This is a genomic window from Ferrovibrio sp. (genome assembly GCF_019636075.1).
Classification (GTDB): domain Bacteria; phylum Pseudomonadota; class Alphaproteobacteria; order Ferrovibrionales; family Ferrovibrionaceae; genus Ferrovibrio.
In genome coordinates this window covers 1-15,824 of record NZ_JAHBYG010000003.1, presented here as the reverse complement: position 1 = coordinate 15,824, position 15,824 = coordinate 1, and the positions used below count along the sequence as shown (strand labels likewise).

Below are 15,824 nucleotides of genomic sequence, written 5' to 3'. Positions count from 1 at the left end.
ATGCGCTTTGCCGAGCCGTTACAGCCTGCCCGCCTGATCCGCCGCTACAAGCGTTTCCTGGCCGATGCCACCCTGCCGGATGGCAGCGAGATCACCCTGCATTGCCCGAATCCCGGCGCCATGCTGGGCCTGGCCGAACCGGGCATGCAAATCTGGCTGAAAACCGGGCGCGGCAAGCTGAAATACGGTTGGGTGCTCACGGAACTGCCCTCAGGAGCGATGGTTGGCATCGACACCACCCTGCCCAATCGCCTGGTAGCCGAGGCGCTGGCCGGCAACCGCATCCCGGAACTGGCCGGCTATGGCGAGATCCGCCCGGAGGTGCCCTATGGCGAAAACAGCCGGGTGGATTTCCGCCTGAGCGATGCCAGCCGGCCGGATTGCTATCTCGAAGTGAAAAACGTGCATCTCAGCCGTCAGGCCGGCCTAGCGGAATTCCCCGATTGCGTCACCGCCCGGGGCGCCAAGCATTTGCGCGAACTGGCCATACAGGCCCAGGCCGGCGCGCGGGCAGTGATGCTGTTTCTGGTGCAAAGGCCCGATTGCCGCGAATTCCGCCTAGCCGCCGATTGCGATCCGGCCTATGCCGCCGCCTTCCACAAGGCTAGGAAAGCCGGCATCGAGGCGTTATGTTACGCCTGCGACGTTACGTTGCAGGGCATTGCCCTGGCGGAACCGCTCCCCATTTCGGATTAACCCGACATTTTGGATTAACCCGACGCCTTGCCGAGGATTATTCGCGTTGAATCAACAGACTGCCAAAGCCATGGAAGCCGAAGCGGAAGACCAGGATCTCTTCCCGGGCGCAATCCGTTTGCACAAGCCCGAGGATTTCGAGGGCATGCGCAAAGCCGGGCAATTGGCGGCAGCCACGCTGGATTACATCACCCCCTTCGTGGTGCCCGGTGTCACCACCGGCAAGCTGGACGAACTCTGCCATAACTTCATGGTGGAGAATGGCGGCATCCCCGCCACGCTGGGCTATCGCGGCTATTCGAAATCCTGCTGCACCTCGATCAACCACGTGGTCTGCCATGGCATTCCCGGCGAAAAGCGCCTGGAAGAAGGCGATATACTCAATATCGACGTGACCCCCATCCTGGATGGCTGGCATGGCGATACCAGCCGCATGTATCACGTGGGCGCGGTGGGCGTGAAAGCCCGCCGGCTGTGCGACATCACCTACGAAGCCATGATGCGCGGCATCGAAGTGGTGAAGCCCGGCGCCACCACGGGCGATATCGGCCATGCCATCCAGAAATTCGTGGAGCGCGAGCGCTTCTCGGTGGTGCGGGATTTCTGCGGCCACGGCCTGGGCCGGATTTTCCACGAACCGCCCAATATCCTGCATTACGGCCGCCCGGGCACCGGCGTGCCGCTGCGTGCCGGCATGTTCTTCACCATCGAGCCGATGGTGAATGCCGGCAAATTCGATGTGAAGGTGCTGTCGGATGGCTGGACCGCGGTGACCAAGGATCGCTCGCTGTCGGCACAGTTCGAGCATTCCATCGGCGTGACCGAAACCGGCTACGAGATTTTCACGATCTCGCCGAAGGGATTGCATAAACCGCCCTATGCCTGAAAAACCCGGCGCGAAAGGGCAGGCCGCGAAGCCGCATCATCACGGCCACCGCGAAAGGTTGCGCGAACGCTTCGTGCAAACCGCCGGCACCGGCATGCCGGATTACGAAATCCTGGAATTGCTGTTATTCGGCACCATCCCGCGCCGCGATGTGAAACCGATCGCCAAGGAATTGCTGCGGATATTCGGCGGCATCGGCCCGCTGCTCAGCGCCGAACCGGAGCAATTGCACCGGGCCGGCTGCACGGAAGCCACCATCGCCATGCTGAAAGCCACGCGCGAGGCCGGGCTGCGGCTGCTGAAGGGCGAAGTGATGCAGCGCAATGCCATCTCGTCGTGGCAGGCCTTGCTGGATTACTGCCACGCCGCCATGCAACATAATCCCACCGAACAATTCCGCATCCTGTTTCTCGACCGCAAGAATGTGGTGATCGCCGACGAAGAACAGCAGCGCGGCACCGTGGATCACACCCCGGTCTATCCGCGCGAAGTGGTGCGCCGCGCCCTGGAGTTGCAGGCCAGCGCGGTGATCCTGGTGCATAACCATCCGTCCGGCGACCCCACGCCATCCAAGGCCGATATCGACATGACCCGCCAGGTGCGCGATGCCGCCAAAACCGTGGGCATCACGCTGCATGATCATGTGATCGTGGGCCGCCATGGCCATGTCAGCTTCAAGGGACAGGGGCTGTTTTGATGCGGCGGTTGGTCTTGCCGGCATTGCTGTTGCTTGGCAGCCAGGTCTGCGGCCAAGCCTGCAGCCCAGCCTGGGCTCAAAACGACGTACCGCCGGCCGAGCAGATTTTTGCACCCACACCGCCGGGCTTCAAGCTGACCGACAGCAAGATCGACGACAAGCAGCGCGTGTTCGAATTCCTGCCCGAAGGCCAGACCGCAAAAAGCTGGACCGAGCGCATCGGCATCGTGGTGTTCTTCGGCATGAAGGGCCGCAACCCGAAGGATCTGGCCAGCGCCTTGCAAAATGAATGGCGCGCCTCCTGCCCGGCTTTTTCCAGCAACGCGCCGGAGCAACGGCTGGAAAAGAACTATCCCACCAGCATCACCACCATGGCCTGTTCCTATCCCGAGCCGCCGCCCGGCCGCATGCACCGAGAATTCGTGATGGCCAAGATCGTGCAGGGCGCCGACAGCCTCTATCTGGTGCAGCGCGCCTGGCGCGGCGGGCCGGAATACGCGCCATTGCCGCTGACCGACAAATCCACCGGCGATGCCTGGGCGAAATTCTTCAGCCAGGTGGAGGTTTGCGACACCCGTTTGCGCGGCCAGCCCTGCGCTGCCCTTGGCAAGCCCTGATTATTGGGGCAACCCCGACCCGTCATTTCGACTTTGCCGGCTCGCTTGTGGCCGGCGCATCGGCATCAGGGCCCCAGACGCGGCCCTCATGGCGGCCATGGCGCCGGTAATGTTCATGCGCGCCCTGGATGCCCAGCTTGCCATTGCGGCCGAAATAGGCGTCGGCGGCCACGTCGGGATAACGCGTCCAGTAATCCTCGGCGAGACGGCGCTCGGCCATATCGTTGCGTTGATCGGCTTCCTTGATCACCTGACGCGCCAATTGCAGCTGCGCCGGGCGGTTGGAATCCATCCACGGCGCATGCAATGCACCCCAGGCATAAGAGCCGAAACCGGCAAGCAGCAGCGCCGCAATCGCAATGCGTGGCGCCATGGCGCGGGTCTTCGTCATGGCAAGGCCCTCACCTCTACCCATTCGCTCCAGGCATCATCGCGTCCCGGCAAACCCACCCGCATGCGCAGCCGCCCATAGGGCAACACATAATCGCGCCAATAGGTCGCGTCGATGCGGCCAAAAGCCTTTTCCAGCCCCTGCGCCTCCAGCCGGCCTTGCAAGCGCAAGGCACCGCCCTCGCCGGCCTGGTATTCGATCACATACCGCGCCGCCGGATCGCCGCTCCAGCGCAGCGTGATGCCGTCGCGGATATCGGCAAAGCGCACCGCGCGGTTGCCGGCGGGAAAAATCCAGGCCGGCGCGGCAGCATTGCCGCTGAGAGCTGCCGCCTCCGCCTCGCGCCGCACCTGACGGCGATTGGCGAAAGCTGCATCCAGCGGCTTGGCCAGCTTTTCCACCAAGTCTGGCCGTTCGGCGGCCCGATCGGTGGTTTCGCCGGGATCGGTGGCCAGATGATAGAGCCGGTTCTCCACCGGCTTTTCATCGCGATAGCGGCGATGGAGTTTCCAGCCGGCTTCCAGCCGCGCCGCCACGAATTCGCGCACATGCAGCGGGTCAGGCTCGGCAAAGCCGGCCAGGCTGGTAATCGCTTGCCAGGGTTTTTCCGCCAGCCGGGTAAGCGGCGCCGAACGCCGCTGTTCCAGCCAGGCCATGATGCTGGGCATCACATCGCTATGGTGCGTGGGCGCCTGGATGCTGCGCAGGCCGCGCTCTAACCGCTTTTCATCGGGCGGGAGCCATACGAAAAGCGGCAAGCGCACGATTTCCTCATACAGATGGCCGCGATGGGTGGTGGAGGCATGGCCCACATCGCCACGTTCGAGATGTTCCTCGCCATGATCGGCGGTCACCACCAGAATGGTTGTGTCGCGCAAACCGCTGGCCTGGAAAAAATCCCAGAAGCGGCCGAACCAGGCATCGAATTGCCGCAGGGTTGCTTCATGCACGGCCACCACTGCATCGCGGTCGGTAGGCTTGAAGGCCACGCTGCCTGCCGGTACCGCCGGCTGACGCATGATGGTTTCGATCCGCTGCCGGGCGGCGGTATCGCCGGGCGGCAACAGGGCGCGCCAATCCGGCATGAATTCCGGTGCCGGCCCATAGGGCAGATGGGTTTCGAGATAATGATGCCAGAGGAAAAACGGCTTGCGATCCACCACGCGCCCGGCCAGCCAGGGCAGAAATTCCCCGCCGCTCTCCACGGTCAGCCCGGTATTGTTGAACTGATCGATCAGCATGAAGGCCTGCAATCCAGCCACCCGCCAGCCGCGTTCCGACAATTTGCGCAAGGGCGGATCTTCGGCGGCTTTTCCATCCACCGGCGGCAGGGCAATGCGCGGCAGGCTGTCGCCGGCGGCGTGAATGCCAAGCGCGAATGCATCCAGCCCGGTGAGCAGCGACACGGCATTGGGCGCGGTCCAGGCCGATACGGCGCGATGATTGCGGAAATGCAGGCCGCTCTCGGCGGCACGTAGCAGATTGGGCGCGGTATCGGGCCGCACCATGTCTGCCCGCGTGCTTTCCACCGTCAGCAGAATCACGTTCAGCCGCCTGGCATCGCCGCCCGGCCACCAGGCCGTGGCCGCCGCTGCCATTGCGGCCAGGCCCAGAAGGCTAGCGAAAAACCAGCGGCGGTACATGGCTCAACACCGGATAGAGCGCCAACGGCGCCAGGATCAGCAGCAACGCAATCATGAAGCCGCGCCAAGCGGCCTGTGCGGGCAGCGGCAGCATCAGGCAGACGGCGCAACCGGCCAGCAAAGGCGCCGCGCTCCATGGCGGGATCGGATTGCCCTCGAAACCCGGCAGCGCCAGCGCCAGCAGCACGGCACCGGCCAGCGGCGCCAATAACGGCTTTGGCATGGCACGCCAGCGCGCCGGCTCTGCGGCAGAGCTGTGAAATCCCAGCCCCTGGGCAATGCAGGCCCCGGCAATGGCGCCCAGGCCATCCACCAGGATATCGCGCAGGCCATAGCTGCGCGAAGGCAACAGGCCCTGAATGGCTTCGTCATGCAAGCCGGCCAGAAAGCCCAGCAGGGCCACCGCAAAAACCAGATCGCCGCCGCTAAACCATGGCCGCACGGCCCGACGCAGCACCAGGGCCAGCAGAGCGTATTCCGCCACATGCACGCGCTTGGCCGGAAAATCCGGATCGGCCAGCACAAGCCCCAGCAAAGCGGCCAACAGCCCCGCCGCCAGCCAGCGGATATCGCGCTGCCGGCCATGACTGGCGAACAGCATCCTGGCGAACAGCATCCCGGCCAGCAGCAAACCCGCCAGCGCGAAGGGCATGAACCTGGCGCCCGCCCCCAACCGGTCGCTCAACCAGAGCCAGAGCGGAAAACTGTTTGCAAAGGCCGCCACCAGCAACACAGCCAGGCCCCAGCAAAGCCAGGCCATGAAATCCCGTTGCTTGATGGATGCCGCTGCCGTCATCGTACTATCCGGTAGAGCCGCACACCGAAGGGCGGAAATCGGTCGGTGAAACTTGTGCCATCCTGCTGCATCGGCGGCATTTGATCAGGCGAATACGACGATACCGTGGCAAACCCGGTCGGGCAATCGAGCCGCACGTCATGGGCCTGGTTTTCCAGATTCACCGCCAGCAGCAGGAGGCCGTCTGTCGCGGGCGCCGGCTTGGCCAACAGCCGGATCGGCTGCGCCAGGCCATCGGATTTCGCGGTTTGCGCGTTGCAGACATAAGGCAGAGTGGGCTGCAGCAGGCTAGGCGCCAGCGCGGCCAATTCCCGGTTGATGGCTTCCACGCCATGCCAAAGTGTCTTACTGCGCTGCAGGCCGGCAGCATCGGTGCGCAGATGCGGCAAGCCGTTATTGTTGTAATCCGGGGTGTCGCCATATTCGATCAGCGGATCCGGCGCGATGCCCAGCACATTGTCGTCGCGCGTGGCATGGCTGTCATAGCCGAAATACACGATGCCGCTAGCGCCATGGATGATCGCGGCAAACACCATGGCGCGCAATTGATCGGCATCGGGCATATACCAGCTGCGGCGCGGTTCCTCGAATGCCTGCGCCACGAACCAGATCGGCTTGCGCTGATCGGTGAAGCGTACGGCACGCGATACCGAAACCGCCACACGCTCGATATTGCGCACCGGATCGAGCCGGCGCGCGAAAGGATAATTGAAATGCATGTGGATATCGGGCCGTGTCAGCCAATGGCGCCACCGCCAATATTGCGTCCTGGATATGCCCGGTGCATCCAGCAGCAGCATACCGCGATCGGGATCGATGGCCTTGTAGCGCGCGGCGCGGGTATCGTAATCGGCCAGATGCGCCGGCGTATCGGCAGCGGAAACCACCGCGCTGGGCTCGTCCTCGATCATCCAGGCCAGCACGGCAGGATTGCCGCGTTGCGCGGCTACGAAATCTTCGCTGGGCTGCTGCACGATGGCTTGCAGGCCAAGCCGCCGCGCAGCCGTCAGCGCGGCCGGAATATCCTGCATCGGCCAGAGGTGCACGGTATTGAAGCCGGCCTGGCTGAACTGCGCCAGATCATGGCTGCGACCAAATGCCTCGCCATGCAATGCATGGTAGATTCCGATCGGAAAGAACGAGGCCGCTGCGTCATAGGCAAAGCGCACGCGGCCCTGCCGGTCGGTATGCGGAACCCCTTGTAAATGCTGATTTTGCTGCGCCGCCGGCAACGGGTCTTGCGGCACACGAGGATATCCGCATGCAGATAGAAGCAGAATTGAACCGACAAGAAGTGTGACGGCTGACAATTTCTGCAGGCATTTACTGCCGGTCATCCCTGGGCTCGCTCTTGCAGAAAACTGACGTGCACCCATTTATATGCTACACCAATTAGGCGCAAATACTCTTTAGGAGGTTTCCGATGAAATATCTCACGCTCGCTTCCCTCGCTGCTTTCGGCCTGGTTCTGGCCGTGCAGTCGCCGGTCTTCGCACAGGCCGCCAATCAGGTTGTGCCGCCGGTCGTTACCCCGCCTGCCGTTCAGAATCAGACCCAGGGCGCCTCGCAATCCGCCCAGGATGCGCTGAAGAAAAAGCAGGAAGCCGAAAAGAAGAAAGCCGAAGACGCCGCCAAGAAGGCGAAGTAACGGCCTCTTCGCGCGCATGCCGGATATGCCGGCCCCTTGCATAAGCGCACAATGCGCAGAACGCATCGGACCGGCAGATTTGGCGTTTTGATTCATGAGCATTTGATTCACGGGCGTCTGATTTCTCAGGTGCATGATTTTTCAGGTGCATGATTTTTCAACTACGCACCGGTCAATCCGGGCCCAATCCGGACCTGCTCATAGCGCGCCGATATTGCGCTTCAGCGTTTCATCCGCCTTGAAATACTGCTCCACCCCCATCGCAAATGCGCGGCGCAGCAAGGCGATGCCCTGCTGCTTGCTGGCCTGATCCTCGCGCAGCACCAGTACGCCACCCTCGAAATACAGCCCGATCGGATCATCCGCATTGCGCTGGCGCAGGATGCGGGCAAGGTTCAAGGTTTCCTGGCTGCGGCCATTCTGCAGGGTCCAGTTCAGATAACCCAAGGCGATATCCGGACGTTTCGGCGCCAATTGCAGGCCGCGATCAATCGCCTGGCGCCAGAGCGGCAGATAGGGCTGCAAGGCGGGGCGCAGTTTCTCCAGCTCCGGCAACAGCATCACATTGGAAAAAAGCTGGCTGGCAAAATACGCAAAGCGCGGCGTGCTGGCCGAGGCCAGGTGGTCGCGGATGATCTGCGCCTGCCATTGCAATCGCTGCACATGGCGATCATGCATTTCCGGCGCCACGGGCTGGCTGTAGCGCGCGATGAAGCGGCCGTTCAACTGCATCATCATATCCGCCATCACCACATCGTGGCGGCGGGGATCTTCCGGATAGGCGGGCGGCGGCGGCAGGGGCGCATCCGATGCCGGCACCTGGCCCGGCCGCTGCCTTTCATCGGTTTCATACAGCCAGGCGATCTGGGCATCGAATTGCCGCGCAAAACGCTCCAGCGCCAATACGCCCCAGCCATAACAGCCGGCCAGCAACAACAAGCCCGCAGCCGTGGCAAAATGCGCCATGGATGTTTTTTGCCTGGTCCGCGCTTCTGCCTCCGCTTCCGCCGTGATACCGGGCATAACAACCGCCAGCCAGGCCAGCGCCAGATACGGCAACACGAAAATCAGCTGGAACCACAGGCCGATGCCGATCAGGTAAGCCACTGTGAGGCCCAAGGCGACCCCATGGTGCGCATTATCTGCGCGCCAGACCGGTTGCAGCAACAGCCAGGCCATCAACAGCACAGCCGGCAGCCCGCCATCATGCAGCGCCTGCAAAATCCAGTTATGCACATCGAAATAATCGCCGGTCAGCAGATCCCAACCATCCAGATCCCAGAGCGGATAGCCGGTTGCGGCAAGCTGCTGCATCATCATGTCTGGCACGCTGCCGACGCCATGGCCCAGCAGCCAATGCTGCGGCTGATCGCCCAGCATCAGCCAGACCATGCGCCAGACCAGCCGGCGCGATTCCAGCGATTGCATTTGCTGGGTAAGCTCAGGCTGGCTCACCAGCACCAACGGCGCCAGCGCCGCCACTGCCAGCAGCAATGGCTGCCAAGCCGGGCGGCGCAGCAAAGCCCAGCCGCCTTCCTGCGGCAGCCAATGCCAGGCCAGCGCAATGATCAATCCGATCAGGCCCGCGCCCAGCAAGGTGATCGCCTTGCACAACAGCAACACCGCCAGGGCCAGCAGCAAAGCCAGCAGCAATTCCAGGCGATCCCTAAGCTGCCGCTTAGCGGGACGCGGCAGGGCCAGGGCTATCGTCGGCAGCAGCAGGCCGATCCAGCCGTAATAGGCCAGCACGGTGAACACTGTGGACCGGTCCAGGATGAAGTCGGCAAGCAGCACGCCGACAATACCCGCCGCCGCAAGCAAGCCGCCCCACAAGCCCAGCCGCCAGGCCAGGGCCTGGCGCCGCAGCAGATCGCCCAGCAACAGCCAGCAGCCAAGCGCACAGAACCACAGAGCGCCATAACCGGATTGTGCCGTGCCCAACAGGCGCAGGCGCCAATGCTCCAGCGCAAAGCCGCCCGGTCCGCTGAACAGCAGCCACAGGCCCAGCCCGAAAGCCGGCATGGCCAGCCAGATGGCTGCACGGCTCGGCCTGCCGCCAACCAGCAGCCAGATCGCCAGCAGCAAGGCCGCCAGCCCGGCAGCGGCGAAGCTGCCGATCACCAACGGCTCGGCCAATTCCCAGAAGCCGCGCTTGAAAACCGGCAAGGTATAGAGCGGCCCGGCCAGGCCAAGCCAGAAAACCGGCACCGCGGCAAAGGCCAGCCATCGCTTAATCGGCGCCGGGGCCTCAGCCTGCATGGCTGTCGCAACCGCCTGCCGCGCGGTCGGCTTTGGGGATGCAGGGCGCTTTGCCTTTTTCACGGCGCACGCTTCACGGCGTCACGGGCGGCATCTGCGAAAGCTGCGGCCAAAGCGAAGCCCAGCAGCAGGTATGGTCGGCATTGGGCAAAGCTGTGATGAAGCGTTCCGGCGCCAGATCCAGGCGGCGCATGAAGGCCGTGGCCAGCGCAGGCGGCACCATGTCATCGCGCATGCCGACGAAATGCCGCTGCGGCAGACGGCGCAGGCGGTCGATCACCTCCAGGCTGTTGCGCGAGCCATAAAGCGGCGTATCGCCGAAATGCTGGGTCCAGGCCTGATGATCCAGCAGGCCTGAGATGGTGACCACGCCATCAACATCCTGGCGCTGGCCGGCCAGCAGCAGCGCCATCAGCGCGCCACCCGAATAGCCATAGAAGGTGATGCGCCGGGGGCCGAATTGCCGCACATACTGATCCAGGGCTTCGTTGATCGCGGCCACGGCCTCGGGGGCAAAACGATGGGTGGTCCAATAAGCGGAATCGCAATTCCGCGCGCGTTGCCCGCCGGTGAACTGGCAGGGCCGCGCCAGATACAGCACGTTGGCAGCGGTGTGGCGCGCCGCCAGATCCAGCGCCACCGGCTTGTCGGGCGTGGGGTCGATCGAGCGCTGTCCACTGGTGATATAGGCGATGCCGTCGCCCTCGATGAACACCGCAAGGCGCGGGTCGTTGGGCGCGGCCTGGCGATAATAACCGACCAGATCGAAGCTGCGGGCAGCAAAGCGGGTGCGGGCAAGCGGCGGATTGGCGCTGGCCGCCGCCGCATCGGCACGCGCGGCATTGGACTGGAACAGCCCAGCCGCGCCATCGCTGGCACAACCAGACAGCAAACCGACCGATAGCAGATTGGCCGATAGCAAACCGGCAAGCAGCGGCAGTCGCAGCATAAAACCCAGCCGCCCGATCTTCCTGCCGCTCATCCATCCACCCCCGTTGCCTTGCACCTGACAGGCACTATGCCGCAGATCGCCGATACGACAAAAGGGCCTGCGCCGCCGTAAAGCGGGCAACAACGCAAAAGGGCCAGACCTTGCGGTCTGGCCCTGATTTGCTGCGTAAGTTCAGCGATGGACCGGGTAGGCGGGAGCGATGCCCCGCCGGTCCGTCAGCTTAGAACTTGGCGCGGAGGCGGGCGCTGACGGTCCAGATGTTCAGATCCTCGCGGCCAGCCGACAGATAGGCGCCTTCCACGGTGCCCGAGATAACGCTCGAGCCGTAGAAATCGAAACCGCCGCCGATCTGCGCACCGAAATCTTCATCATGGGTGAAGCGGCCCGGGGCGATCAACGAAGGATCGTTCTTATCGAAGTCGTATTCGCCGACCAGCTTGAAGAAGGGCATGACCGAGTCGAAGGCATAACCGACCTTACCACCGGCCGTCAGACGGCCCAGCTTGGTCTTGTTGCCAGCGACAGTGCCGCCAGTCGATTCACGGTAGGCATCGCTCTCTTCCTCAAGATAGAGCACACCGAACTTCGGCATCAGGCGCACACGACCGAAGCCGTAATTGCCGCTCAGGTTGGCAGAAACCAACCAACGCTCGGCATCGTAGGAACCGGTTACGGTGGTGTTGCGCTTCACGTCGTAGTTCAGCCAGGACATACCGCCGGCCAGATCGACGCTCCAGGTATTGTTGATCTGATAGCCAACATACGGGATCAGCGAGAAACCGTCGTTCTTTACGCTACCGAGGTTGAACGTGGTGTCGAGGTCGAGATTTTCGTAACCCAGCGACACGCCCACAACCACACGGTCGGTGAGCATGTAATCGAGGCCGCCAACCAGGTTGTAGACGTTACCATCCATCTGCACGCCGGATTGGGTGTTCTCGATGGTGGTGTAGGAACCCATGGCCCAGGCGCCCCAGCGCTTGTCGCCGTTACCGGCAGCGCGGCCCTGTTCGCGGCTGTTCAGGAAGCTGGTGGTATTGCCGCCGGCGCCGCCAGGCGAAAAACCGCCGCCGCCGCCGCCAGGCGAAAAACCGCCGCCGGTGCCGCCGCTGAAGCCGCCTAAGCCGCCGCTTAAGCCACCGCCGATGGCGCCGCTGATGAGGGACGCGGTCTGGGCAGAGGCAATCGGCGCAGCCACGGCTGTGACGGCCTGATTGGCGGCGGAACCGCTGTTGCTCACGTCAGACGCGGCAAAAGCCGAAGTGGTGGCCATCAGCCCCAGGCCGGCAAACCCTGCGACAGCAAGGCCGAATACGAATTTGCGGATCATCAATGCGCTCCCGATTAAAACCAGCCCCATGTCCGACCGTTATGAAATGGCCAGAAAAATCAGGGTGAGGTTAGGGGATCGACTGGCGCTGCGTCAATTGCCATTACACGTAACACCCCGAATATCGATAAGAAAAACACCATGTTGTGGCGTAAAAGCCACAGCACTGGAAAGAATTTGGTAACAAATACCCCGCCCGTAACCCCGGCCATAGGCAGGGCATCCCCCGGGCAGGTGAGGGGGAGTGGGATTCTTCCCGAAATTTACCTGGCAGAGAAGAGAGCGCGTCCGACTCGCCATTCCGAATGATGCGAGTCGCCAGAAACGCAATCGGCGCGAGCAACACTCGCGCCGACGCTTAAAACTTATGAGAGAAAACTATCAGGCCGCGCAGTCCAGCATCGCCTGGAATTTATCGGCCGCAGCCTGCGCCTTGGCGCGGGCCAGATCGGTCTTGGCATCCGCGAGATCCTCGCGGGCATCCTTGAGCTTGGCCTCGGTCTTGGCACGGTCGATCTGGGCCACCGGCACGGCCTCTTCGGCCAGCACGGTCAGCTTGTTGTTCGACATTTCGGCAAAACCGCCGGCCACGAAGATGCGCTCTTCGCCGCCCGTGGCCTTGCTCACCTCGATCACGCCCAGGCGCAGGGTGGAAATCACCGGGGCATGGCCCGGCAGGATACCCATATCGCCCGCCTCGCCCGGCACAGTCACCATCTCGGCCTGCACCGAGAGCAGCAGCTTTTCCGGCGACACCAGCTCGAACCCGAAGGTCTCGGCCATGATGCGTTACTCCTTTTCCGAACCGAAAGCGGTTCAGGCCGCCTCGGCGGCCATCTTCTTCGCCTTGGCGATCGCTTCGTCGATGGTGCCGACCATGTAGAAGGCCGATTCCGGCAGATGGTCGTGCTTGCCTTCCACGATTTCCTTGAAGCCGCGGATGGTCTCGGCCATCGGCACCTGCACGCCCGGGAAGCCGGTGAAGACCTGCGCCACGTCGAAGGGCTGGCTGAGGAAGCGCTGGATCTTGCGGGCGCGCGCCACGGTCAGCTTGTCTTCTTCCGAGAGTTCGTCCATGCCCAGGATGGCGATGATATCCTGCAGCGACTTGTAGCTCTGCAGGATGTTCTGCACGCGGCGGGCAACCTCGTAATGCTCGTCGCCGACGATGCGCGGATCGAGGATGCGCGAGGTCGAGTCGAGCGGATCCACCGCCGGATAGATGCCCAGCTCGGCGATCTGGCGGCTCAGCACCGTGGTGGCGTCCAAGTGGGCGAACGAGGTGGCCGGCGCCGGGTCGGTCAAGTCGTCGGCCGGCACGTAAATCGCCTGCACCGAGGTGATCGAGCCCTTGTTGGTGGAGGTGATGCGCTCCTGCAGGCCGCCCATGTCGGTGGCCAGCGTGGGCTGATACCCCACGGCGGACGGGATACGGCCCAGCAAGGCCGACATTTCCGAACCCGCCTGGGTGAAGCGGAAGATGTTGTCCACGAAGAACAGCACGTCCTGGCCTTCCTGGTCGCGGAAGTATTCCGCGAGCGTCAGGCCGGTCAGCGCGACGCGGGCGCGGGCGCCCGGCGGCTCGTTCATCTGACCGTACACGAGCGCCACCTTCGAGCCCGGGCCATCGGTCTTGATAACGCCGGATTCCATCATTTCGTGGTAAAGGTCGTTACCTTCGCGGGTACGCTCGCCCACGCCGGCAAACACCGAATAGCCGCCATGGGTCTTGGCGATGTTGTTGATCAGCTCCATGATCAGCACGGTCTTGCCCACGCCGGCGCCGCCGAACAGGCCGATCTTGCCGCCCTTGGAATACGGCGCGAGCAGATCCACCACCTTGATGCCGGTGACCAGCACCTTCTGTTCGGTGGACTGGTCGATATAGTCCGGTGCCGGGGCATGGATCGGGGCGGCAGCCTTGGCATTCACCGGGCCGCGCTCGTCGATCGGCTGACCGATCACGTTGATGATGCGGCCGAGCGTTTCCGGACCCACCGGCACCGAGATCGGCGCGCCGGTATCGGTCACTTCCATGCCGCGCACCAGACCATCGGTGCTATCCATGGCGATGGTGCGCACGGTGTTTTCGCCCAGATGCTGCGCCACTTCCAGCACCAGGTGGTTGCCCTGGTTGGTGGTGACCAGCGCGTTCAAAATCGCCGGCAGATGGCTATCGAACTGCACGTCGACGACGGCGCCGATGACCTGGGTGATGCGACCGACCTTGTTGGTTGTCATGATACTGCTCCGCTCTTGGCTTGTTCCGTCCGTCCCGCGCGCGCCGTTCTTACACGGCCTCGGCGCCGGAGATGATTTCAATGAGTTCCTTGGTGATCTGGGCCTGACGCGACCGGTTGTACACGGTGGTCAGTTTCTTGATCATTTCGCCGGCATTGCGGGTGGCGTTGTCCATCGCCGACATGCGCGCGCCCTGTTCGGAAGCGGCATTCTCCAGCAGCGCCCGGTATACCTGCACCGACAGATTGCGCGGCAGCAGCTTTTCCAGAATCTCGCCCTCTTCGGGCTCGTATTCATAGATCGCGCCGCCGGCCGCCTCGCCCGCACCCGCCGCTTCGCCGCCGACCTGGGCGGGAATGAGCTGGGTGGTGCTGGGCACCTGGCTGATCACCGAAACGAAATTGTTGAAGAAGATCGTGGCCACGTCGAATTCGCCGGCCTCGAACATCGCCACCACACGGTCGGTGATTTCCTGCGCCTCGGTGAAGCCGATCCGGCGCACCTTGGAGAGATCGACGGTATCGACGATCTTGCTGGCATGGTCGCGGCGCAACTGGTCGCGGCCTTTCTTGCCCACGCAGAGGATCTTCACGGTCTTGCCCTGTGCCGTCAGCTCTTCGATCTGCCGGCGGGCCAGCTTCACGATGGACGAGTTGAAGGCGCCGCACAGGCCGCGCTCGGCAGTGGCAACCACCAGCAGATGCACATCGCTCTTGCCGGTACCGACCAGCAAACGCGGAGCGTTATCCTGGCCCGCCTGGCCGCTGGCCAAGGCGCCAAGCATGGCGCCCATGCGCTCGGCATAGGGGCGGGCGGCTTCCGCCGCCTCCTGGGCGCGGCGCAGCTTGCTGGCCGCCACCATCTTCATCGCCTTCGTGATCTTCTGGGTCGATTTGACCGAGTTGATCCGAATGCGCAGGCTCTTAAGGCTTGGCATCGGGCTGTTCCCTCAGGGCCTTTAGGCGAAGCTCTTGGTGAAGTCCTCGAGCACGGATTTCAGCTTGGCTTCCACCTCGGGGGTGAGCGCCTGGGCATCGCGGATGCCCTGCAGAATATCGCCATGCTTGGCACGCACGGTGCTGAGGAAGGTGGCCTCGTAGCGATTCACGGCATTCACCGGGATGCTGTCGAGATAACCCTTCACGCCGGCATAGATCGAAACCACCTGCTCTTCCACCGGCAGCGGCTGATACTGCGGCTGCTTCAGCAGTTCGGTCAGGCGCGCGCCGCGATTGAGCAGGCGCTGGGTGGCCGGATCGAGATCCGAGCCGAACTGGGCGAAGGCGGCCATTTCGCGATACTGCGCCAGTTCCAGCTTGATCGAGCCGGCAACCTGCTTCATCGCCTTGATCTGCGCCGCCGAACCCACGCGGCTGACCGACAGACCCACGTTGATGGCCGGACGGATGCCCTTATAGAAGAGTTCGGTTTCCAGGAAGATCTGGCCGTCGGTGATCGAAATCACGTTGGTGGGAATGTAGGCCGACACGTCGCCGGCCTGGGTTTCGATCACCGGCAGGGCGGTGAGCGAACCGGCACCCAGCTTGTCGTTCATCTTCGCGGCGCGTTCCAGCAGGCGCGAGTGGATGTAGAACACGTCGCCCGGATAGGCTTCGCGGCCCGGCGGGCGGCGCAGCAGCAGCGACATCTGGCGGTAGGCAACGGCCT

15 protein-coding genes and 1 pseudogene are annotated in these 15,824 nt (G+C 63.4%); 5 read left to right on the top strand and 11 right to left on the bottom strand.

Annotation, left to right across the window (positions count from 1 at the left end):
• From sfsA to KF827_RS02150, 4 genes are all read left to right on the top strand, one after another.
• A complete protein-coding gene (gene sfsA, locus KF827_RS02165) occupies positions 1–696 on the top strand; it encodes a DNA/RNA nuclease SfsA (protein ID WP_290999225.1) in 696 nt (231 codons plus the stop codon).
• 70 nt (positions 697–766) lie between these two features.
• Positions 767–1,582, top strand: a complete 816-nt coding sequence (gene map, locus KF827_RS02160) for a type I methionyl aminopeptidase (RefSeq protein WP_290999655.1) — start codon at positions 767–769, stop codon at positions 1,580–1,582.
• Positions 1,575–2,279, top strand: a complete 705-nt coding sequence (gene radC / locus KF827_RS02155; protein WP_290999222.1) for a DNA repair protein RadC — start codon at positions 1,575–1,577, stop codon at positions 2,277–2,279. The genes map and radC overlap by 8 nt, the downstream gene beginning before the upstream one ends.
• Positions 2,279–2,896 (top strand): hypothetical protein, encoded by a 618-nt coding sequence (locus KF827_RS02150; protein ID WP_290999219.1) that lies wholly within the window; start codon positions 2,279–2,281, stop codon positions 2,894–2,896. The genes radC and KF827_RS02150 overlap by 1 nt, the downstream gene beginning before the upstream one ends.
• A 22-nt stretch (positions 2,897–2,918) precedes the next feature.
• Here KF827_RS02150 and KF827_RS02145 read toward each other — a convergent pair whose 3' ends face one another.
• The 4 genes from KF827_RS02145 to KF827_RS02130 are packed head-to-tail and all read right to left on the bottom strand — an operon-like array spanning position 2,919 to position 6,973.
• Entirely contained in the window at positions 2,919–3,287 is a 369-nt protein-coding gene (locus tag KF827_RS02145) for a hypothetical protein (protein WP_290999216.1), read from the bottom strand.
• A complete protein-coding gene (locus KF827_RS02140; RefSeq protein WP_290999213.1) occupies positions 3,284–4,930 on the bottom strand; it encodes a sulfatase-like hydrolase/transferase in 1,647 nt (548 codons plus the stop codon). The genes KF827_RS02145 and KF827_RS02140 overlap by 4 nt, the downstream gene beginning before the upstream one ends.
• Complete coding sequence (locus tag KF827_RS02135; protein WP_290999210.1) at positions 4,905–5,726, bottom strand: VanZ family protein; 822 nt, start codon at positions 5,724–5,726, stop codon at positions 4,905–4,907. Before KF827_RS02135 ends, KF827_RS02140 begins: the two co-directional genes overlap by 26 nt.
• Positions 5,723–6,973 (bottom strand): hypothetical protein, encoded by a 1,251-nt coding sequence (locus KF827_RS02130; protein ID WP_290999207.1) that lies wholly within the window; start codon positions 6,971–6,973, stop codon positions 5,723–5,725. Before KF827_RS02130 ends, KF827_RS02135 begins: the two co-directional genes overlap by 4 nt.
• A gap of 176 nt (positions 6,974–7,149) precedes the next feature.
• On the opposite strand from KF827_RS02130, the gene KF827_RS02125 reads away from it, so the two are divergent.
• Complete coding sequence (locus tag KF827_RS02125) at positions 7,150–7,374, top strand: hypothetical protein (protein WP_290999204.1); 225 nt, start codon at positions 7,150–7,152, stop codon at positions 7,372–7,374.
• Positions 7,375–7,572: 198 nt separating this feature from the next.
• On the opposite strand, the gene KF827_RS02120 is transcribed toward KF827_RS02125, so the two are convergent.
• The 7 genes and pseudogenes from KF827_RS02120 to KF827_RS02090 all read right to left on the bottom strand — a co-directional run.
• Positions 7,573–9,633: a hypothetical protein gene (locus tag KF827_RS02120; protein ID WP_290999201.1), complete on the bottom strand. Its 2,061-nt coding sequence runs from the start codon at positions 9,631–9,633 to the stop codon at positions 7,573–7,575.
• 73 nt (positions 9,634–9,706) lie between these two features.
• Entirely contained in the window at positions 9,707–10,615 is a 909-nt protein-coding gene (locus tag KF827_RS02115) for an alpha/beta hydrolase (protein ID WP_290999198.1), read from the bottom strand.
• Between the two features lie 190 nt (positions 10,616–10,805).
• Positions 10,806–11,915 carry an autotransporter outer membrane beta-barrel domain-containing protein gene (locus KF827_RS02110; protein WP_290999195.1) on the bottom strand — a complete coding sequence of 370 codons (1,110 nt, stop codon included), beginning with the start codon at positions 11,913–11,915 and terminating at the stop codon, positions 10,806–10,808.
• A gap of 381 nt (positions 11,916–12,296) precedes the next feature.
• On the bottom strand, positions 12,297–12,698 hold the full coding sequence (locus tag KF827_RS02105) for a F0F1 ATP synthase subunit epsilon (protein ID WP_290999192.1): 402 nt from the start codon (positions 12,696–12,698) through the stop codon (positions 12,297–12,299).
• Between the two features lie 33 nt (positions 12,699–12,731).
• Positions 12,732–14,156 (bottom strand): F0F1 ATP synthase subunit beta, encoded by a 1,425-nt coding sequence (gene atpD / locus KF827_RS02100; RefSeq protein WP_290999189.1) that lies wholly within the window; start codon positions 14,154–14,156, stop codon positions 12,732–12,734.
• A 49-nt stretch (positions 14,157–14,205) separates the two neighbouring features.
• Positions 14,206–15,093 carry a F0F1 ATP synthase subunit gamma gene (locus KF827_RS02095; protein ID WP_290999186.1) on the bottom strand — a complete coding sequence of 296 codons (888 nt, stop codon included), beginning with the start codon at positions 15,091–15,093 and terminating at the stop codon, positions 14,206–14,208.
• Positions 15,094–15,114: 21 nt separating this feature from the next.
• Positions 15,115–15,824, bottom strand: a pseudogene (locus KF827_RS02090) (F0F1 ATP synthase subunit alpha); the annotation flags it as partial.